The organism is Actinotalea ferrariae CF5-4 (genome assembly GCF_000603945.1).
GTDB classification, from domain to species: domain Bacteria; phylum Actinomycetota; class Actinomycetes; order Actinomycetales; family Cellulomonadaceae; genus Actinotalea; species Actinotalea ferrariae.
In genome coordinates, this window is the sequence record NZ_AXCW01000021.1 from 1 (window position 1) to 19,324 (window position 19,324).

14 protein-coding genes and 1 pseudogene are annotated in these 19,324 nt (G+C 74.8%); 5 read left to right on the forward strand and 10 right to left on the reverse strand.

The genetic code is table 11. The features are described 5' to 3' along the window. Nucleotides 1-419, reverse strand: a pseudogene (locus N866_RS03240) (hypothetical protein); the annotation flags it as partial. A 12-nt stretch (nucleotides 420-431) separates the two neighbouring features. After that, nucleotides 432-863 carry a DUF3817 domain-containing protein gene (locus tag N866_RS03245; RefSeq protein WP_052022326.1) on the reverse strand — a complete coding sequence of 144 codons (432 nt, stop codon included), beginning with the start codon at nucleotides 861-863 and terminating at the stop codon, nucleotides 432-434. A gap of 177 nt (nucleotides 864-1,040) precedes the next feature. Between N866_RS03245 and N866_RS03250 the strand changes: the two genes are divergently transcribed. Beyond that, nucleotides 1,041-2,921, forward strand: coding sequence for an ABC transporter transmembrane domain-containing protein (locus N866_RS03250; RefSeq protein WP_342668381.1), 1,881 nt, complete (start codon nucleotides 1,041-1,043; stop codon nucleotides 2,919-2,921). Then, nucleotides 2,902-4,635, forward strand: a complete 1,734-nt coding sequence (locus N866_RS03255) for an ABC transporter ATP-binding protein (RefSeq protein ID WP_034222543.1) — start codon at nucleotides 2,902-2,904, stop codon at nucleotides 4,633-4,635. Before N866_RS03250 ends, N866_RS03255 begins: the two co-directional genes overlap by 20 nt. 49 nt (nucleotides 4,636-4,684) lie before the next feature. Here N866_RS03255 and N866_RS03260 read toward each other — a convergent pair whose 3' ends face one another. Further along, nucleotides 4,685-5,566: an SURF1 family protein gene (locus N866_RS03260; RefSeq protein WP_245612348.1), complete on the reverse strand. Its 882-nt coding sequence runs from the start codon at nucleotides 5,564-5,566 to the stop codon at nucleotides 4,685-4,687. A 281-nt stretch (nucleotides 5,567-5,847) separates the two neighbouring features. Between N866_RS03260 and N866_RS03265 the strand changes: the two genes are divergently transcribed. The 3 genes from N866_RS03265 to N866_RS03275 all read left to right on the forward strand — a co-directional run bounded on the left by N866_RS03265 (nucleotide 5,848) and on the right by N866_RS03275 (nucleotide 11,794). Beyond that, nucleotides 5,848-8,349: a phosphoketolase family protein gene (locus N866_RS03265; protein WP_052022328.1), complete on the forward strand. Its 2,502-nt coding sequence runs from the start codon at nucleotides 5,848-5,850 to the stop codon at nucleotides 8,347-8,349. Nucleotides 8,350-8,486: 137 nt separating this feature from the next. Then, nucleotides 8,487-10,604, forward strand: coding sequence for a phosphate acetyltransferase (pta, locus tag N866_RS03270; RefSeq protein ID WP_034222545.1), 2,118 nt, complete (start codon nucleotides 8,487-8,489; stop codon nucleotides 10,602-10,604). After that, complete coding sequence (locus tag N866_RS03275) at nucleotides 10,601-11,794, forward strand: acetate kinase (protein ID WP_034222547.1); 1,194 nt, start codon at nucleotides 10,601-10,603, stop codon at nucleotides 11,792-11,794. The genes pta and N866_RS03275 overlap by 4 nt, the downstream gene beginning before the upstream one ends. Before the next feature lie 83 nt (nucleotides 11,795-11,877). Here the strand turns inward: N866_RS03275 and N866_RS03280 are convergent, their stop codons facing one another. From N866_RS03280 to N866_RS03310, 7 genes are all read right to left on the reverse strand, one after another. After that, the gene (locus N866_RS03280; RefSeq protein ID WP_034222549.1) at nucleotides 11,878-13,479 is read right to left on the reverse strand and encodes a succinic semialdehyde dehydrogenase; all 1,602 of its coding nucleotides are present in this window, start codon (nucleotides 13,477-13,479) and stop codon (nucleotides 11,878-11,880) included. A 19-nt stretch (nucleotides 13,480-13,498) separates the two neighbouring features. Then, nucleotides 13,499-15,184, reverse strand: a complete 1,686-nt coding sequence (ptsP, locus tag N866_RS03285; RefSeq protein ID WP_034222551.1) for a phosphoenolpyruvate--protein phosphotransferase — start codon at nucleotides 15,182-15,184, stop codon at nucleotides 13,499-13,501. Continuing rightward, nucleotides 15,181-15,483, reverse strand: a complete 303-nt coding sequence (locus N866_RS03290; RefSeq protein ID WP_034222553.1) for an HPr family phosphocarrier protein — start codon at nucleotides 15,481-15,483, stop codon at nucleotides 15,181-15,183. Before N866_RS03290 ends, ptsP begins: the two co-directional genes overlap by 4 nt. A gap of 159 nt (nucleotides 15,484-15,642) precedes the next feature. Beyond that, on the reverse strand, nucleotides 15,643-17,163 hold the full coding sequence (locus N866_RS03295) for a PTS fructose transporter subunit IIC (protein ID WP_034222555.1): 1,521 nt from the start codon (nucleotides 17,161-17,163) through the stop codon (nucleotides 15,643-15,645). Further along, nucleotides 17,160-17,618 (reverse strand): PTS sugar transporter subunit IIA, encoded by a 459-nt coding sequence (locus N866_RS03300; protein ID WP_034222557.1) that lies wholly within the window; start codon nucleotides 17,616-17,618, stop codon nucleotides 17,160-17,162. The genes N866_RS03295 and N866_RS03300 overlap by 4 nt, the downstream gene beginning before the upstream one ends. 1 nt (nucleotide 17,619) lies before the next feature. Then, complete coding sequence (gene pfkB / locus N866_RS03305; protein WP_034222559.1) at nucleotides 17,620-18,564, reverse strand: 1-phosphofructokinase; 945 nt, start codon at nucleotides 18,562-18,564, stop codon at nucleotides 17,620-17,622. Further along, a complete protein-coding gene (locus N866_RS03310) occupies nucleotides 18,561-19,322 on the reverse strand; it encodes a DeoR/GlpR family DNA-binding transcription regulator (protein ID WP_034222561.1) in 762 nt (253 codons plus the stop codon). The genes pfkB and N866_RS03310 overlap by 4 nt, the downstream gene beginning before the upstream one ends. Nucleotides 19,323-19,324: the final 2 nt, after the last annotated feature.

The window sequence follows — 19,324 nt, forward strand, 5'->3', positions numbered from 1 at the left end:
CGCCGGGCGCGGGCCCAGGCGACGGTCGCGGCGACGGCGGGGATGGTCGCCACGGCCACCGCCGCGCACGCGAGCACCTCGACGAGCACCGGCACGCCCATCACCGCGCCGGGCGAGAGCACGAGGCGCACGAGCAGGACGGCCAGCACGGCACCCGGGACGGCGACGAGGCCGTGCGGGACGTGGGCGAGGCCCGCCGTCGGCCCGGTGCCCCAGAGCACGACGGCGGCGCCCAGGGCGCCGAGCAGCGCCGTGGGGGTGAGCAGGAGGTAGGCGGTCCAGACGGCGAAGCCCGCCCCGCCCGGGTCGAGCGCCAGGACCAGCACGACGACGCCTGCGAGGAACAGCAGGAGGGAGCCGGCCGCCGCGCCCACACCCCAGGCGACCAGCAGCCGGGCGAGGAGCTCGCGGGGGCTCATCCGTCCGCCCTCTCAGCGCGCCGGCGCGGCCGGCGGGCGCGCGGCGGTCCGCGAGGCCGGGCGGCCGGTGGCCACCTGCGCCTCGCCGCTCGCGTGGATCCGTCGCTCGACGACGAAGGACAGGAAGGGGACGACGCCGGCCAGCACCATGGCCGTGAGCCGGCCGAAGCCCCAGCGCATGGTCGACCACAGGTCGACGACCGTGACGAGGTACACGATGTAGACGAGGCCGTGGATCTGGGCGAACCACTCGTCGGCCCACTCCATGAGCGGCCCGCCGGCCTGGAAGCCGTACTTCGCGACGAGCTCGACGGTGAAGATCAGCAGCGTCACACCGGTGACGAGCGCGAGCACGCGGTAGCGGCGCAGCGACGCCGTCGCGCGCGTCGGCCAGGCGGTGCGCCCGCGCGGGGCCGTCGTGGTGGTCGTTCCCGGTGCGGCCACGGCCGTCCTCCCTCTCGTGGGCCCGTCCCGCACCGCCCTCGGCGCGCGGAGCCCCTGCGATTGTCCCCTACGCCCCGGCAGGTCCGCACGGGGCGGGACGCCGTGCCAGTCGCGTCACAGGGACGGGCGCCGGAAATGGCGTCGACCGTGCCGGAGGGGCGTCGTACCGTTCTCAGAGTGCGTCCACTTCCTGAGACCGACCCGGGGACTCCCCCGCTGACGTCTGCGCCCGCCTACCTGTGGTGGGTCGCGCGACGCCAGGGCTGGCTGCTGCTCGGCAGCTCGCTGCTCGCCGTCGCGAGCGCGGTCTCCCTCGCCGCCCTGCCGTTCCTGCTGGGCCGCGTCGTGGACACAGGTCTGGACGGCGGGCTGTCCCGCGACCTGCTCGTCGGCTGCCTGCTCATCCTCGGCGCCGGGCTCGTGCTCGCGCTGGGCAACGTCGTCGGGCACGTCCTCGACGTGCACAACTGGCTGCGGGGCGCCTTCCGCACCAGCCAGCTCGTCGGGCACCACGTCACGCGCACGGGCGACGCGGTGACGGCCGAGCTGCCGACCGGCGAGGTCGTGGCCACGGTCGCGAGCGACGCGCTCCGCGTGGGCGAGGTGTTCTACGTGACGGCCCGGTTCATCGGCGGGCTCGTCGCCTACCTCGTCGTCGCCGCGCTGCTGCTGGACAGCTCGGTCGTGCTGGGCGTCGCGGTCCTCGTGGGGCTGCCCACCGTCGCCGGGGCGCTGGCGCTCGTCGTCCGGCCGCTCCAGCGCCGGCAGGCGGAGCAGCGCGAGGCCGCCGGACGCCTGACGACCCTCGGGTCCGACACCGTCTCGGGCCTGCGGATCCTGCGCGGCATCGGTGGCGAGGACGTCTTCACCGCGCGCTACCGCGAGCAGTCCCAGCGCGTCCGGCACGCCGGGGTGCGGGTCGCCGGCACGCAGTCGCTCCTCGACGGCCTCCAGACCCTGCTGCCGGGCCTGTTCCTGGCGGGGGTCGTGTGGGTGGGCGCGCGCCTCGCGCTGGACGGGGAGATCACGGCGGGCCAGCTGGTCACGTTCTACGGCTACGCGGCGTTCCTCACCGAGCCCCTCACGGCCGCGACCCAGGCGGTCCACGTCCTCACGCGCGCCCTGGTCGGCGTGCGGAAGATCCTGCGGGTGCTGCGCGTGCCCGTCACCGGTGCGGAGCTGCCGCGACCGGACGGTGCGTCGTCCGCGGGGCTCGGCGGGGACCTCGTCGACGCGGTGTCCCAGGTCCTCGTGCGGCACGGCACCGTCACCGCGCTGGTCAGCGCGGACCCGGACGAGACGGCCCGCGTCGCCACGCGCTTGGGCCTGCTGGGCCGGGAGCACGCCGACGACGCCGCCCGGGTCACCCTCGGCGGCGTGGCCCTGGCGGACCTCGGCCTGGCCGAGGTGCGCCGGCGTGTCGTCGTCGCGGAGTCCACGCCGCAGCTGTTCACGGGGCTGCTCCGCGAGGAGCTGGACCCCCGCGCGGCCGACGGCGTCCCCGACGGCCTGGTGCGGGCGCGCGAGGAGGTCGAGGCACGGCTCCTGGACGCGCTGCTCGCCGCGGACGGCCAGGACGTCCTGGACTCGGTACCGGACGGCCTGGACGGGGAGGTGGCCGAGAAGGGCCGGTCGCTGTCGGGCGGACAGCGGCAGCGGCTCGCCCTGGCCCGGGCCCTGCTGACCGAGGCCGAGGTCCTCGTCCTGGTCGAGCCCACCAGCGCGGTCGACGCCCACACCGAGGCGCGGATCGCGGCCCGGCTGGCACAGGTCCGGGCGGGGCGGACGACCGTCGTCGTCAGCGCCAGCCCGCTCGTGCTGGACCGGGTGGACGAGGTCGTCCTCGTCGCCGACGGCGTCGCGCGGGCCCGCGGGACGCACCGCGGCCTGCTGGACGGCGCGGCCGGTCCCGAGGCGGCGGCGCGCTACCGCGCCGTCGTCAGCCGCGCGGCCGCGGACGAGGGCACCGCCGGCACCGCCGCTGCCACCGGGACCGACACCACCACCGGCACCCCCACGACCCGAGAGGAGGCCCACCGTGAAGCTGCCCGTCGCTGACGCCGCCGCGCTGCGCGCGCACACCGGTCGGCTGCTGCGCCGGCACCGCCGGGGGCTGGGTCGCGTCCTGGGTCTGCACGTCTCGGCGGCGGTCGCGGGGCTCGCCGGGCCCTGGCTGCTCGGGCTCATGGTCGACGCGGTGCGCCGCGGCGCGGACGGCTCCTTCGTGGACCAGGCCGTGCTCTTCCTCGTCGTCGCGGTCGTCCTCCAGGCCGGCCTCGTCCGGGCCGCGCAGCGGGCGTCGATGGTCCTCGGGGAGACGGTGTTCGCCGAGCTCCGGGAGGAGTTCGTCGCGACCGTCACCCGCCTGCCGCTGTCCGTCGTCGAGCGGGCCGGCACCGGCGACCTGGTCTCCCGCACGACGACCGACATCGACCGGGTCCAGCACACGGTCCGGTTCGGCGTGCCCCGCGTGCTCGTCACGTCGGCGACGATCACGCTCACCGTGGTCGCGGCCTTCGTCGTCGACTGGCGGGTGGCGGTGGCGCTCCTCGTGGGGACGCCGCTGCTCGTGCCGACGGTGCGGTGGTACCTGCGCCGCGCCGCCGCCGGGTACCTGCGCGAGTCCGCGTCCTACGCCCGACTCAACGGCACGATCACCGAGTCCGTCGAGGGCGCCCGCACGGTGGACGCCCTCGGCCTGGGCGCCCGCCGGCGGGCCCGCACGGACGCCGACCTGCGCGTGGCCTATTCGGCCGAGCAGTACACGCTGCGGCTGCGCACCGTCCTGTTCCCGGGTGTCGACCTGTCGTTCGTGCTGCCGATCGTCGGCGTGCTCGTGTGGGGCGCGTGGCTCATCGCGTCCGGGCACACCACGGTCGGGTCCGTCACGACGATCGCGCTGTACGCGGTGCAGCTCATGCAGCCGATCGGCGAGCTGATCTTCTGGCTCGACGAGGTCCAGGTGGGCTCGACCGCGCTCGCCCGGATCGTCGGGGTCGCCGACGTCGCGCCGGACCGTCGGGCCGGCGACGCGGAGCCGTCCGACGAGCACGTGGTCGCCGAGAAGGTGCGGTACGCGTACCGCGAGGGGCACGACGTGCTGCACGGCATCGACCTGGACCTCGCCGTCGGTGAGCGCCTGGCCGTCGTCGGGCCGTCGGGAGCCGGGAAGTCGACGCTCGGGCGGATGCTCGCGGGCATCCACCCGCCCACGGGTGGACGGGTGAGCGTCGGCGGGGTGCCCCTCGTGGACCTGCCGCTGGAGGACCTGCGCGGCCACGTCGCGCTGGTCACCCAGGAGCACCACGTCTTCGTGGGGACGATCGAGCAGAACCTGCGGCTCGCCCGCACGGACGCCGCGCCGGAGGACCTGCGCCGCGCCCTCGAGGCCGTCGACGCCTGGGAGTGGGTCGCGGCGCTGCCGGACGGCCTGGCGACCGAGGTCGGGTCGGGCGGTGTCGCGCTCACGCCCGCGCAGGCGCAGCAGGTCGCGCTGGCGCGGCTCGTGCTCCTCGACCCGCACACGCTCGTGCTGGACGAGGCGACGTCGTTGCTGGACCCGCGCGCGGCCCGGCACCTGGAGCGGTCGCTGTCGGCCGTGCTGGCAGGGCGGACCGTGGTGGCGATCGCCCACCGCCTGCACACGGCGCACGACGCCGACCGGGTCGCCGTCGTCGACGGCGGACGGATCACGGAGATCGGCTCGCACGACGAGCTCGTCGCGGCGGGCGGCGACTACGCCGCACTGTGGCACTCCTGGCAGCGCGACTGAGCCGTCGAGGCACCGCGCCGCGCGTCGGCACGGCCGGTGGAGGTCGGGGTCAGGGCCCGGCGTCGCCGGTCCGCTCCTCCGCGTCGGCGCGGGCCTCGTCGCGGACCAGCCGGCTCCACAGCAGGACGGCGAACCCGCCGAAGATCCACCACTGCAGGGCGTAGGCGAGGTTCTGCAGGTTGAGGCCCCCACCGGGGAGGGTCGGCGGCGGCAGCCGGTCCAGACCCGCGTCCACCGGCTCGTCGACCACCAGGTAGCCGGTGTACATCGGCCCGCCCCACAGGTTGACGAGCTGCCCGGGCGCGATGGCACCGACCTGCCCCTCGGGGAGGTCCGCACGCTCGAACGACTCCCCCGCCTGGAGGAAGCCCTGCAGGGTGACCTCACCGGCCGCGGGGTCCGGCGCCGCCGGCTCCGCGACCCAGCCGCGGACGACGGGCAGGACCCCCGTCCCGTCGCTCGCGACGAAGCGGTCCAGGACGAGGAACCCGACGTCCCCCTCCGGGCCGATGCGGCCGGGCACCAGCAGGGTCTCCCCGTCGAAGCGGCCGGTCACCTCCACCTTCGTGCCGACGAGGTCGCCGGGGAAGGTCGCGCGCGGGGCCAGGACGTCGCCGAGCGGGGTCGCGGGCGCGTCCTGCTGCTGGGCGACGCGCGCCGCCTCGTTGATCTCCGCGCGCTGCACCGCCCGGTCGAGCTGCCACACGCCGAGCCGGGCGCAGACCGCGGCGATGGCGAGGAACACGAGGAGGAGGCCGAGCATCCGGGGGGTCAGGGCGGCACGGCGGAACATGGTCCCGGTGACGCGGATCGGCTCGGGCTCGAGGGCCTCGGTGGGCACCGGCCCGACGTCGGGCCCGGGCTGCGTCGCGCGGTCGGCGGCGGGCACGGCGGAGGCCTCGCCCGCGCGCTGGTGCACCTGCTCCGACACGCCTCCACGCTACCCGCAGCGCGGGTCCGCACGGCCAGCCGCCCGACGGAGGACCCGACGGGGACGAGCGCCCGGAACAGCGACGTCGAACCATCGCGCCCACGACGCGGATGTGGTGGCATGGGCGTAGCGACGCTCGTCACACCGCGCGTGCGACCCCCGGGCGAGCACACGAGGCGCAGCACCGACGCGGACAATCGTCCCATGTCTGTGCTGCGACGGGCGGGACGCTGCACCTGCGGCGGCCCCGGTCGCCGTGACCTCGAGCGCTGGAGGAACGGATGTCGTCAGATCGCGCCGTCGTCGACCACCCGACGAGCTGGCCCGCCCGCGAGGTGACCCCCCTGGACGACGCGACGCTGCGCCGCGTCGACGCCTGGTGGCGGGCGGCGAACTACCTGGCGGTCGGCCAGATCTACCTGCTGGACAACCCCCTCCTCGCGGAGCCGCTCCACCGCGACCACGTCAAGCCGCGCCTGCTGGGCCACTGGGGCACCACGCCCGGGCTGACCTTCCTCTACGCGCACCTCAACCGCGCCATCGCGGAGCGCGCCCAGTCGACCCTCTACGTCACCGGCCCCGGTCACGGCGGTCCCGGCCTGGTCGCCGCCGCCTACCTCGACGGCACCTACTCCGAGGTCTACACGGGCATCACGCAGGACTCCGAGGGCATGCGGAAGCTCTTCCGCCAGTTCTCCTTCCCCGGCGGCATCCCCAGCCACGTGGCCCCGGAGACGCCCGGGTCGATCCACGAGGGCGGCGAGCTCGGCTACGCGCTCTCGCACGCGTACGGCGCGGCCTTCGACAACCCGGACCTCCTCGTGGCGGCCGTCGTCGGGGACGGCGAGGCCGAGACCGGGCCCCTGGCGACCAGCTGGCACTCGAACAAGTTCGTGGACCCGCTGAGCGACGGCGTCGTCCTGCCGATCCTGCACCTCAACGGCTACAAGATCGCCAACCCGACGGTCCTCGCGCGCATCCCGGAGGACGAGCTGCTCGACCTCATGCGCGGCTACGGCCACACGCCGTACGTCGTGTCCGGCGGCTTCGACGACGAGGACGCGGACGTCGTGCACCGGCGCATGGCCGAGGTGCTCGACGAGGTGCTCAACCAGATCGCCGAGATCAAGCAGGCCGCCCGCGAGGGCCGTCTCACCGAGCGCCCCAAGTGGCCGATGATCATCCTGCGCACGCCGAAGGGCTGGACGTGCCCGCCGGTCATCGACGGCAAGCAGGTCGAGGACTCCTGGCGCTCCCACCAGGTGCCGCTGGCCAGCGCCCGCGACACCGACGAGCACCTGCAGGTCCTCGAGGGCTGGCTGCGGTCCTACCGTCCGGAGGAGCTGTTCGACGCGACGGGCCGCCTCGACGACGACATCGCGTCGCTGGCACCGATCGGCGACCTGCGGATGAGCGCGACGCCGCACGCCAACGGCGGCCTGCTCCTGCGGGACCTCCAGCTCCCGGACTTCCGGGACCACGCCGTCGACGTCCCCACCCCCGGGGCGACCATGGCCGAGGCGACCAAGGTGCTCGGCGAGTGGCTCGCCGGGGTCGTGGAACGCAACCCCGACAACTTCCGCATCGTCGGCCCCGACGAGACGGCGTCGAACCGTCTCCAGGCCGTGTTCGGCGTCACGGACAAGGTCTGGAACGCCGAGCTGCGCCCCGGCGACGACAACCTCGCCCGCGCCGGGCGGGTGCTGGAGATGCTCTCGGAGCACCAGTGCCAGGGCTGGCTCGAGGGCTACCTCCTGACGGGCCGCCACGGCCTGTTCAGCTGCTACGAGGCGTTCATCCACATCGTCGACTCGATGTTCAACCAGCACGCCAAGTGGCTGAAGGTCACGCGGGAGATCCCGTGGCGCCGGCCCATCGCCTCGCTCAACTACCTGCTCACCTCGCACGTGTGGCGGCAGGACCACAACGGCTTCTCCCACCAGGACCCCGGCTTCATCGACCACGTGGTCAACAAGAAGGCCGAGATCGTCCGGGTGTACCTGCCGCCGGACGCCAACACGCTGCTGGTCACCTACGACCACTGCCTGCGCAGCCGGGACCTCGTCAACGTCGTCGTCGCCGGCAAGCAGCCCGCGCCCACCTTCCTGACGATGGACCAGGCCGTCGCGCACTGCGCCCGCGGGCTGGGCATCTGGGAGTGGGCCGGCACCGAGGAGCGCGGCGAGGACCCCGACGTCGTCCTGGCGTGCGCGGGAGACGTCCCGACGCTCGAGGTGCTGGCGGCGGCGGACCTGCTGCGGCGGCACCTGCCCGACCTCAACGTCCGGGTGGTCAACGTCGTCGACCTCATGCGGCTGCAGGACGAGCGGGAGCACCCGCACGGCCTCAGCGACCGCGAGTTCGACACGATCTTCACCCCGGACAAGCCGATCCTCTTCGCCTACCACGGCTACCCGTGGCTGGTGCACCGGCTCACCTACCGCCGCACCGGCCACGCCAACCTGCACGTGCGCGGCTACAAGGAGGAGGGCACGACGACGACGCCGTTCGACATGGTCATGCTCAACGACCTCGACCGGTTCCGGCTCGTCATGGACGTCATCGACCGCGTCCCGCACCTGGGCACCCGGGCGGCGGAGCTGCGTCAGGAGATGGTCGACGCCCGGCTGCGCGCACGGGAGTGGACGCGCGAGCACGGCGAGGACATCCCGGAGGTCCGCGACTGGGTGTGGCCCGACGTCGGCGAGACGGGCACCGAGGTGGGCGGCCCGCAGGGCGGCCGGGTCTCGGGCGCCTCAGCCACCGGCGGGGACAACGAGTGACGGACCGCGTCGTCGGCGGGCCGGCCCTCCGGGGCCGGCCCGCCGGCGGCGTGGCGAGCCTCACTCCCCTGTGGCTGGCTCCCGGCACCCCCGGCTTGTGAAGATCGTCTGAGACACCGAGAACGAGGAGCGGACGCGTGGCGCGGAGCATCTACATCACCTCGGCCGAGGGCGACACCGGCAAGTCGACGATCGCCCTGGGGGTGCTGGACCTCCTCTCGCGCACCGTCCAGCGGGTCGGCGTCTTCCGGCCGGTCGCCCGGTCGACCACCCAGTCCGACTACGTCCTGGAGCTGCTGCTGGCGCACGACGGCGTGGACCTCACCTACGAGGAGTGCGTCGGCACCACCTACGAGGCGGTCCACACCGACCCCGAGGCGGCCCTCTCCCAGATCGTCAGCCGCTACCACGAGGTCGAGCGGCGGTGCGACGTCGTCGTCATCGTCGGGACGGACTACACGGACGTGGCCGGCGCGACCGAGCTGTCCTACAACGCGCGGATCGCCGCCAACCTCGGCGCCCCGGTGCTCGCCGTCGTCCGCGGCGTGGACCGCAGCCCGGAGGAGATCCGGCAGGTCGCCGACGTCATGGTCTCCGAGCTGCGCACCCACCACGCGGAGGTCATGGGGGTCATCGCCAACCGCTGCGCCCCCGAGCAGGTCCTCCACGTCCGCAAGGCGCTGCTCGGGCACGACCGCGTCGCGTGGGCCCTGCCCGAGGACACCCTGCTCAGCGCCCCGACGGTCCGGGCGATCATGGAGGCCGTCGGCGGCCGGCTCGAGGCGGGCGACGAGGAGCTGCTGTCCCGCGAGGCGCTCGACCTGCTCGTCGGCGCGATGTCGGTGGAGCACCTGCTGGACAAGCTCACCGACGGCGCCGTCATCATCACCCCCGGCGACCGCTCCGACGTGCTGCTGGGCCTGCTCATGGCGCACGCCGCCGAGGGCTTCCCCTCCCTGGCGGGCATCGTCCTCAACGGCGGGTTCTACCCGCCGCCGGTCATCGCGCGGCTCGTCGGCGGGCTCGGCCAGCGGCTGCCGATCATCCGTACGGACCTGGGAACGTTCCGGTCGGCCAACGCCGCCGCCGGGACCCGCGGCCGCCTCACCGCGGACTCCCAGCGCAAGGTCGACACCGCGCTCGCGCTGTTCGAGCGGCACGTCGACGGCGAGCAGCTGCTCGGGCGCCTCGACGTCGCCCGGCCGTCCGTCGTCACGCCGCTGATGTTCGAGTACGAGCTCCTGGCCCGGGCCCGCAACGACCGCAAGCACATCGTGCTCCCGGAGGGCAACGACGACCGGATCCTCCGGGCCGCCAGCACGCTCCTGCAGCGCGGCGTGGCGGAGCTGACGATCCTCGGCAACGAGACGACCATCCGCGCCCGCGCCACCGAGCTGGGCCTGGACATCGCCGAGGCGACGATCATCGACCCGCACGACGGCGAGCTGCACGACCGGTTCGCCGCCGAGTACGCCGAGCTGCGCAAGCACAAGGGCATGACGGTCGAGCGGGCCCGGGAGATCGTCAGCTCGGTGTCCTACTTCGGCACGATGATGGTCCAGCTCGGCCTGGCGGACGGCATGGTCTCGGGCGCGGTCCACACCACCGCGCACACCATCAAGCCGGCCTTCGAGATCATCAAGACGGTGCCGGACACCTCGATCGTCTCCAGCGTCTTCCTCATGTGCCTGGAGGACCGCGTGCTCGTGTACGGGGACGCGGCGGTCAACCCGGACCCGACGGCCGAGCAGCTCGCGGACATCGCGATCTCCTCGGCCGAGACGGCCGCGCAGTTCGGCATCGAGCCGCGCATCGCCATGCTGTCCTACTCGACCGGCGAGTCCGGCACCGGCCCGGACGTGGAGAAGGTGCGGGCCGCGACGGCCCTGGTCCGCGAGCGCCGGCCCGACCTCGACGTCGAGGGCCCGATCCAGTACGACGCGGCGGTCGACGCCTCGGTCGCGAAGACGAAGATGCCCGACTCCACCGTGGCGGGCCGGGCGACGGTGTTCATCTTCCCGGACCTCAACACCGGCAACAACACCTACAAGGCCGTGCAGCGGTCCGCGGGCGCCGTGGCGATCGGCCCGGTCCTGCAGGGTCTGCGCAAGCCCGTCAACGACCTGTCCCGCGGTGCGCTGGTGCAGGACATCGTCAACACCGTGGCGATCACGGCCATCCAGGCCCAGGCGCTCGACGCCGCCGCCGCGGCAGACACCACCACCCCCGCCGACACCCAGGGAGCCGCCCGGTGAACCACGTCCTCGTCCTCAACTCCGGCTCGTCGTCGATCAAGTACCAGCTCGTCGACGTGTCCACCGGCGAGGCCGCCGCGGGCGGCCTGGTGGAGCGGATCGGGGAGTCGGAGGGTGTGCTCCGCCACGACGGCCCGACCGGTCGCACCGAGCGCACCCAGGTCGTCCCCGACCACACCGCGGGTGTGCGCGCCGTCCTGGACCTCTTCGACGAGGTGGGCCCGTCGCTGACCGAGCTCGAGCTGGTCGCCGTCGGGCACCGCGTGGTGCAGGGCGGAGACCGCTTCACCGAGCCGACGCTCGTCGACGACGACGTCGAGGCGGCGATCGAGGAGCTGTCGCCCCTGGCCCCCCTGCACAACCCGCCGAACCTCGCGGGCATCCGGGCCGCACGGACCGCCTTCCCGGACCTGCCCCACGTGGCGATCTTCGACACGGCCTTCCACCACACGCTCCCGCCGGAGGCGTACACCTACGCCATCGACCGGGAGACGGCCCGCACCTACGGCATCCGCCGGTACGGCTTCCACGGCACGTCGCACGCCTACGTGTCCCGCCGCGCGGCGGCGATGCTGGGCAAGGACCCGGCGGAGGTGAACCTCGTCGTCGCCCACCTCGGCAACGGTGCCTCGATCACCGCGGTCGAGGGTGGCTGCTCGGTCGAGACATCCATGGGCCTGACGCCGCTCGAGGGCCTGGTCATGGGCACGCGGTCGGGCGACCTCGACCCGGCCGTGATCTTCCACCTGCAGCGCGTCGCCGGCATGAGCACCGACGAGATCGACACCCTGCTCAACCGTCGGTCGGGCCTCCTCGGCCTCGCCGGCGTCAACGACCTGCGGGACATCCACGCCGCGATCGAGGCCGGGGACGACGACGCCGCGCTCGCGCTCGAGGTGTACTGCCACCGCCTGCGGCACTACGTCGGCGCGTACTACGCGCAGCTCGGCCGGGTCGACGCGGTCGTCTTCACGGCGGGTGTCGGCGAGAACGACGACGTCGTGCGGCTCGAGGCCCTCAGCGGCCTGGAGCGCCTGGGGATCGTCGTGGATCCCGAGCGCAACGAGGGGCGCAAGAAGGCCGAGACGGTCATCTCCCCCGACGACGCCGAGGTGGCGGTCCTCGTCATCCCCACCAACGAGGAGCTCGAGATCGCCCAGCAGGCGGTGGCGGTCGTCCAGGGAGCGTGACCCGCAGGGCGCCGAGTCCGTGCCCTGCCGCCGACTCCGTGCCTCTCGGGGCACGGAGTGGCGTGCGAGGCACGGTCTCGGCGTCAGAGGCGCGCGCGGTGCCGTAGGTGCAGCGCGCGGGTGAACAGCGCCGTCCAGCGCTCCCCCGGCAGCGCGAAGAGGCGTCCGAGGCCCAGCCCCCGGTGGGTCCCGCGCTGGACGGCGACCGACTGCGTCCACGTGGTCGCCCGGATGCCCTCGGCCCCGTGCCGCCGCCCGGACCCGGACGCCTTGACCCCGCCGATCGGCGCGGCCGTGGAGCCCCACGACGCGACGTAGCCCTCGTTGACGTTGACGGTCCCGCACTCCAGCCGCGCGGCGATCCGGCGCCCGCGGGCCACGTCCCGGGTCCACACGCTCGCGTTGAGCCCGTACTCCGAGGCGTTGACCAGGGCCACCGCGGCGTCGTCGTCGGGCACGCGGTCCACCGTGACCACGGGCCCGAACGTCTCCTCGGCCCGGACGACGGCGTCCGCCGGGACGGCGTCCAGGACGGTCGGCTCGTAGAAGAACGGGCCGACGTCCGTGCGGTGCACGCCACCGGTGAGCACGGAGGCGCCGCGCTCGACCGCGTCGTGCACGTGCTGCTGCACCCGCTCGAGCTGGGCGGTCGACGTGAGGGAGCCGACGTCGGCGGAGTAGTCCAGCGCGGCCCCCAGTCGCAGCGCCCGCACCCGCGGCAGGAAGGCCGCGAGGAACGCGTCGGCGACGTCCTCGTGCAGGACGAGCCGCTCGACGGAGACGCACAGCTGGCCCGTGTTGGCGAAGCACGCGCGCACCGCGCCCTCCGCGGCGACCTCGACGTCCGCGTCCTCGGCCACGTAGAGCGCGTTCTTGCCGCCCAGCTCGAGGGAGGCGCCGACGAGTCGGCGGCCCGCCTGCTGGGCGACCAGGCGTCCCGTCGGCGTCGAGCCGGTGAAGAGGACGTGGTCGACGGCGTCGACCAGCGCGGAGCCGACGGTCGGGCCGTCCCCCGTCACCACCTGGAGCAGCCCGTCCGGCGCACCGGCCGCGCGCAGGAGCTCCACGCACCACAGGGCCGTCAGCGAGGTCTGCACGTCCGGCTTGACGACGACGGCGTTCCCGGCCGCCAGGGCCGGCAGGGCGTCCCCCAGGACGAGCGTGAGCGGGTAGTTCCACGGCGCGACGACGCCGACGACACCGACCGGGCGGCGGTGCACCGTCGTCCCCGTCAGGCCCGGCACGAGCCCGCGCACCCGGCGCGGCGCCAGGTACGTGCGCGCGCGGCGGGCGTAGTGGCTCGCCACGAGCACGACGTCGGCGAGCTCCTCGTACGCCGACGCCCGCGCCTTGCCCGACTCGAGCTGCACGAGGTCGAGCACCTCGCTCTGGCGGGCCAGGAGCAGGTCGTGGACCCGGTGCAGGAGCGCCGTCCGCTCGGCCAGCGGACGGGCCGCCCAGGCACGCTGGACGGCGCGCGCCCGCCCGACCGCCGCGGCGACGTCGTCGGCCGTGGACAGCGGGAGGGCGACCAGGGGCGCGCCGGTGAGCGGTGTCGACACGACGCGCTCCCCCCCGGCGCCGCCGTGCTCCAGCGTGCGCAGGAGGCGGGCGGCCTCCGCGGGCTCCAGCGCCCAGGTCGCGGAGGGGTCGGTCTCCGGGTCGCGGACGTCGGTGTCGCTCATGCCCGCCAGGGTACGAGCCTCAGCCGAGCGCGAGGACCCGCCGCACCTCGGGGTCGACGAGTGCCAGGCAGGCCGCCCGCGCGTCCGCCGCGGACCGCGCCGCCCGCGCCGCACCGGCGATCTGCCGGCACTGCTCGAGCGTGTGGCGGGCCAGCGACATCCGGACGCCCGGGACCGCCGAGGGGGCCATGGACAGGCTGCTCACGCCGAGACCGACGAGCACCAGCGCCATGAGCGGGTCCGACGCGGACTCCCCGCAGACGCCGACCGGCTTGCCGAGGTCCGTCCCCGCCTCGGCGGTGTGGGCCACGAGGTCCAGCACCGCGGGCTGCCACGGGTCCAGCAGGTCCGACAGCTCCCCGCGCAGGCGGTCCGTCGCCATCGCGTACTGGGCGAGGTCGTTCGTCCCGAGGGAGACGAAGTCCACCTCGTGCAGCACGTCGCGGGCGCGCAGCGCGGCCGACGGCACCTCGACCATGACGCCGACCTGCGTCACGCCGGCCGCCCGCGCGAGCGCGGCGAAGTCCGCCGCCTCGTCGACCGTCGCGATCATGGGGGCCATGACCCACAGCTCCCCACCCGCCTCGCGCGCCGCGGACGCGGCGGCGCGCAGCTGCGTCTCGAGGAGCTCCCGGGAACGCCGGACGAGCCGGTAGCCGCGCACGCCGAGCGCCGGGTTCTCCTCGCCCGGCTGGGTGACGAACGGCAGCGGCTTGTCGGCCCCGGCGTCGAGGGTGCGCAGGACGAGCTTGCGGTCGCCCAGGGCGCGCAGGGCGCGGGTGTACGTCGCGGCCTGCTCCTCCTCCGACGGCGCCTCGTCACGGCCGAGGAACAGGACCTCGGTGCGGAACAGACCCACGCCCTCGACGGCCGCGTCGGTGAGCCGCTCCGCGTCCTCCGCGGTGCCGATGTTGGCGAGCAGCGCGACCTGGTGGCCGTCGGCCGTCGCCCCGGCGGACGTGTCCTCCGCCAGGGTCGCCAGCACGGCGCGGCGCTCCGCGACGGCCGCCCGGACGTCGTCGTCGGGGTCCACGGTCACGGTGCCGGTCGCCGCGTCGACGGCGATCTCGGTGCCCTCGGGCAGGTCCGTCGCACCGGTGACCTGGACCAGGCAGGGGATGCCGAGCTGACCGGCGATGATCGCCGTGTGCCCGGTGGGGCCGCCCTCGGAGGTGACGAGCGCGAGCGTGCGCTCGAGGTCGAGCGTCGCGGTGTCGGCCGGGGCGAGGTCGACGGCGACGACGACGCTCGGCCGGTCCAGGACCGGCACGCCGGGCGCCGGGACGCCGAGCACCTCGGCGACGACCCGGTCGCGGACGCTGCGCAGGTCGGTCACGCGCTCGGCGAGGTAGCCGCCGGCCTGCTCGAACATCGTGGCGAAGGTGTCCACGACGCCGTCGACGGCCGCGACGACCGGCTCACCGGCGTCGACGCGCTGCAGGGACTGCGAGCGCAGCGCGGGGTCGGCCGCCATCTGCGCGGTGGCCGCGAGGACCTCGCGGAGCGTGCCCGAGGCGCCGTCGGCCTGCTGCTGGAGCCGCTGCGCGACCGTCGTGAACGCCGCGTCGAGGAGGCGGTGGGCGTCGGCGGCGTCCGTCCCCACCCGCGTGGCCGGGTCGACCGCCGGGGCGGAGTGCACCCGGACGACCGGGCCGATGACGGCGCCGCGCCCGACGCCCGTGCCGTGCAGGACGCGACCGGTCACGACGCGCTCCCGCCGCGCGGCGCGGGCGGCTCCTCGCTGTCCAGGTCGGTCGCGAGGACCGCGACGAGGTCGTCCAGCGCCTCCTCGGCGCCCTCGCCCTCCGCGGCCAGCGTCACCTCCTCGCCGTGGGGCACTCCGAGCGCCATGACCATGAGGATGCTGGACGCGTCGACCGGCATCCCGCCGGGCCGGGCCACGGTCACCGGCACGCCGGCCGCGGCCGCCCGCTGGGTGAAGATCGAGGCCGGCCGGGCGTGGAGGCCGACCCGCGACGCGACGGTCACGGTGCGCTGTGCCATGTCGGGAGGTCCTTTCGGGGAGCTGCGTGCGGGGTGTGCGGGTCGGGCGGGTCCGGCGGTCGTGCCGCCGGTTGTGTCGACGGATGGGTCGACGGGTGTGCCGACGGGTGCGCCGGTGCGGGGAGGCACCGGCGCACCCGTCGGGTCACGGCGTGCCGGTCAGCGCGCGCCGCTCAGGGCGGCGAGGCTCTCGGCGTCGTCCAGGACGGCCTCCTGCGGGTTGCGTCCGATGTTCTTGGCGAACAGCACCGCGAACGCCGACACGACCGTACCCACGGCGAGCGCCAGGAGGAACAGCAGCGGGAGGCTGATGAGCGGGGTCACCCAGATCCCGCCGTGGGGGGCGACCAGGCCGCTGCCGACCGCCATCGTCAGACCACCGGTGACGGCGCCGCCGAGCATGAAGGACGGCAGCATCCGGACCGGGTCGGCGGCCGCGAACGGGATGGCGCCCTCGGAGATGAACGAGGCTCCCAGGAGCCACGCCGACTTGCCGGACTCGCGCTCGGCCTCGGTGAAGATGCGCGGCCGCAGGGTCGTGGCCAGGGCGATCGCCAGCGGGGGGACCATGCCGGCCGCCATGACCGCGGCCATGATGCGCGCCTCCGTGGAGCCGATGTCGCCCGCGGCGTTGATGAGGCCGGTCGTGGCGAAGACGTAGGCGACCTTGTTGACCGGGCCACCGAGGTCGAAGCACATCATGAGGCCGAGCAGGATCCCGAGCGGGATGAGGGCGCCGCCGGACAGGCCGTTGAGCCACGCCGTGAGCGCGTCGTTGATCGCCTTCATGGGCGGGCCGATGATGAGGAACGTCGCGAACCCGACGACGAGGGTCGTGACCAGCGGGATGACCACGACGGGCATGACGCCGCGCCCGCCCTTGGGCACGTTGCGGCGAGCGAGCCACAGGGCGACGAAGCCCGCGAGGAAGCCGGTCGCGATGCCGCCGAGGAAGCCCGCGCCGACGAGGCCGGCGATCGAGCCGCCGACGAACCCGGGCGCGATGCCCGGCCGGTCGGCGATCGCGTAGGCGATGTACGCCGACAGGGCCGGGACGAGGAAGCCGAACGCCAGGGCGCCGGTCTGGAACAGCAGGACCGCCCAGTGCTGGAGGTTGCCCCACTCGAAGGCCGTCCAGAGCACCGCGGCGTCGACCCCGGTCACCTCGATGGCACCGTTCTCGGCCCACGCCACCGACGCGAGCATGAAGCCCAGGGCGATGAGGATGCCGCCCGCGGCGACGAACGGGATCATGTAGGACACGCCGGTCATGAGGTACTGGCGGATCCGCGTGCCGGTGCCGACCTGGCGGGTGGCCGGCGCGGCGGTCGCGACCGCCGCCGTCGGGGAGGCGGAGCTCCCGGCCGCGGGGGCGGCCTCGACCGCGGCGACCGCGGCCGCGACGACGCCCGGTGCGTCGTGGACGGCCTTCTTGACACCGACGTCGACGAACGGCTTGCCGGCGAACCGGTCACGCCCCTGGACCTCGAGGTCCGCGGCGTAGATCACTCCGTCGGCGGCGGCGATGACGGCGGGGTCCAGCGGCTGGGAGCCGGCTGCGCCCTGGGTCTCGACGACGACCTCGTGGCCGGCGGCTCGGCCGGCCTGCTCGAGGGCCTCGGCGGCCATGTAGGTGTGTGCGATGCCCGTGGGGCACGACGACACGGCGACGAACTTCATGAGGGGACCACCTCTCGGGTGACGATGTCGGCGACGGCGCCGGCATCGGGGGCTTCGTGCAGGGACGTGCGGAAGGACTCGTGCACCAGCCGCCGGGCGAGGGCGGCGAGGATCTTGAGGTGGTCGCTGTCGCCGCCGGACGGCGCAGCGATGAGGAAGACGAGGGTCGCGGGACCGTCCGGGGCGCCGAAGTCGACGCCCGCGGGCACCTTCGCGACCGCGAGGCTCGGGACGGTGACGTGCTCGGACCGGGCGTGCGGCAGGCCGATGCCGCCGGGCATGCCCGTGGCCATCTGGGCCTCGCGGGCGCGGACGTCGGCGAGGAAGCCCTCGGCGTCGGTCACGCGACCGGCGGCGACGAGGAGGTCGACGAGGCGGCGGGTCACGTCGTCCCGGTCCGCCGCGACGACGTCGACGGCGACGAGGTCCGGGGTGATGAGAGGGGCGTCGGGCATGTCACAGCTCCTTGAGCACGAGGGTGGGGTCTGGCCGGTGGACGACCCGGACGACGTCCTCGTGGACGTCCTCGGGCGCTGGCACCGCGCTGCCGGGGAGCAGGACTGCTGCTCGCCCCCAGGCGACCGCGGTGCGGAGCCGACGGTCGGGTGACGCATCGGTGGAGAGAAACCCCGCGAGCGCGGTGTCGCCCGCACCCACGGTGGACTGGGGGACGACGGCGGGCCCCCCGGCCCACCACACGTCGTCGGCGGTCACGAGCAGCGCGCCGTGCGCGCCGAGGCTCACGAGCAGCTCCTGCACGCCGCTGCGGCGGACCTCGTGGGCGGCGTCGACGACGTCCCCGACGGTCACCAGCTCGCGACCGACGAGCTCGGCGAGCTCCTCGTCGTTGGGCTTGAGCAGCGCCACGCCGCCCTGCTCCAGCGCGGAGGCGAGCGCCTCGCCGGAGCTGTCGAGCACGAACGAGGTGTCGTGCCGGGCCGCGAGGGCGGCGAGCCGCGCGTACAGGTCACCGGCGCCGCCGGGCAGGCTGCCCGCGGCCACGAGGTGGCGGGGCCCGCGCGCCAGGAGCGTCTCGACGGTCGCGACGAGCGCGTCGACCTCGGCCGGGGTCAGGTCCGGCCCGGGGGCGTTGATCTTCGTCGTGACCCCGTCGGCGTCGGCGAGCGTGACGTTCGTGCGCGTCTCGCCGGCCATCTCGACGCCGGCGGCCTCGACGCCGAGGTCCGCGAGCATCCCGGCGAGCCTCTCGCCGACCGCGCCGCCGACCGGCAGCACGGCGACGGTCGGGATGCCCTGGCAGGCCAGGGCACGGGAGACGTTGATCCCCTTCCCGCCGGCATGGTGGTGCACGGCGGTGGCCCGCAGGACCTCCCCCGGGACGAGCCGGGCGATCTCGAAGGTGCGGTCCAGGCTGGGGTTGGGGGTGACGGTCACGATCACGAGAGCACCACCCGGACCCCGGCCTCCTCGACCTCGGCGGCGACGGCCGCGTCCACGCCCGAGTCGGTGACGAGCGTGTCGACCGCGGCGAGCGGCGCCACGCGGGCGAGGTCGACCCGGCCGAGCTTGGTGTGGTCCGCCAGGACGACGACCCGGTGCGAGGCGGCGATGATCGCCTGCTTCACGGCGGCCTCCGCGAGGTCGGGGGTGGTCAGGCCGTGCTCGACGGTCAGGCCGTTGGTGCCGAGGACCGCGACGTCGGCGTGGATGTCCGCCAGGTCGCGCAGCGCCCACGGGCCGACGGCGGCGAGCGTCCGGCCGCGGACGGTGCCGCCGACCAGGTGCAGGGTGATCCCCGGCCGGGTCGCCAGGACCATCGCGACGGGAAGCGCGTGGGTGATGACGGTGAGCTCGCGGTCCTGGGGCAGCATCTCGGCGAGGCGCACGGTGGTCGTCCCGGCGTCGATGAGGACCGAACCCCCCGCGGGCAGCTCGTCCAGCGCGCGCTTCGCGATCCGCTCCTTCTCCCCGGCGAGCACCTGCTCGCGGTCCGAGATGCCGGGCTCGAACCCGAGCCGCTCGACGGGGATCGCCCCGCCGTGGACCCGGCGGACGAGGCCGTGGCGCTCGAGAACGGTGAGGTCCCGCCGCACCGTCTCCGGGGTCACGTCGAGCTGGTCCGCCAGGTCCTTGACCTCGACGCGCCCGTTCGCGCGCGCCACGTCGAGGATCTGCTGCTGCCGCTCCGTCGCGTACACCG

What these genes read in the sequence shown, in the direction of transcription:
- N866_RS03290 (WP_034222553.1), bottom strand. Translation starts at nt 15,483, where the DNA reads ATGGCACAGCGCACCGTGACCGTCGCGTCGCGGGTCGGCCTCCACGCC.
- N866_RS03280 (WP_034222549.1), bottom strand. Translation starts at nt 13,479, where the DNA reads ATGAGCGACACCGACGTCCGCGACCCGGAGACCGACCCCTCCGCGACC.
- N866_RS03295 (WP_034222555.1), bottom strand. Translation starts at nt 17,163, where the DNA reads ATGAAGTTCGTCGCCGTGTCGTCGTGCCCCACGGGCATCGCACACACC.
- N866_RS03265 (WP_052022328.1), top strand. Translation starts at nt 5,848, where the DNA reads ATGTCGTCAGATCGCGCCGTCGTCGACCACCCGACGAGCTGGCCCGCC.
- N866_RS03300 (WP_034222557.1), bottom strand. Translation starts at nt 17,618, where the DNA reads ATGCCCGACGCCCCTCTCATCACCCCGGACCTCGTCGCCGTCGACGTC.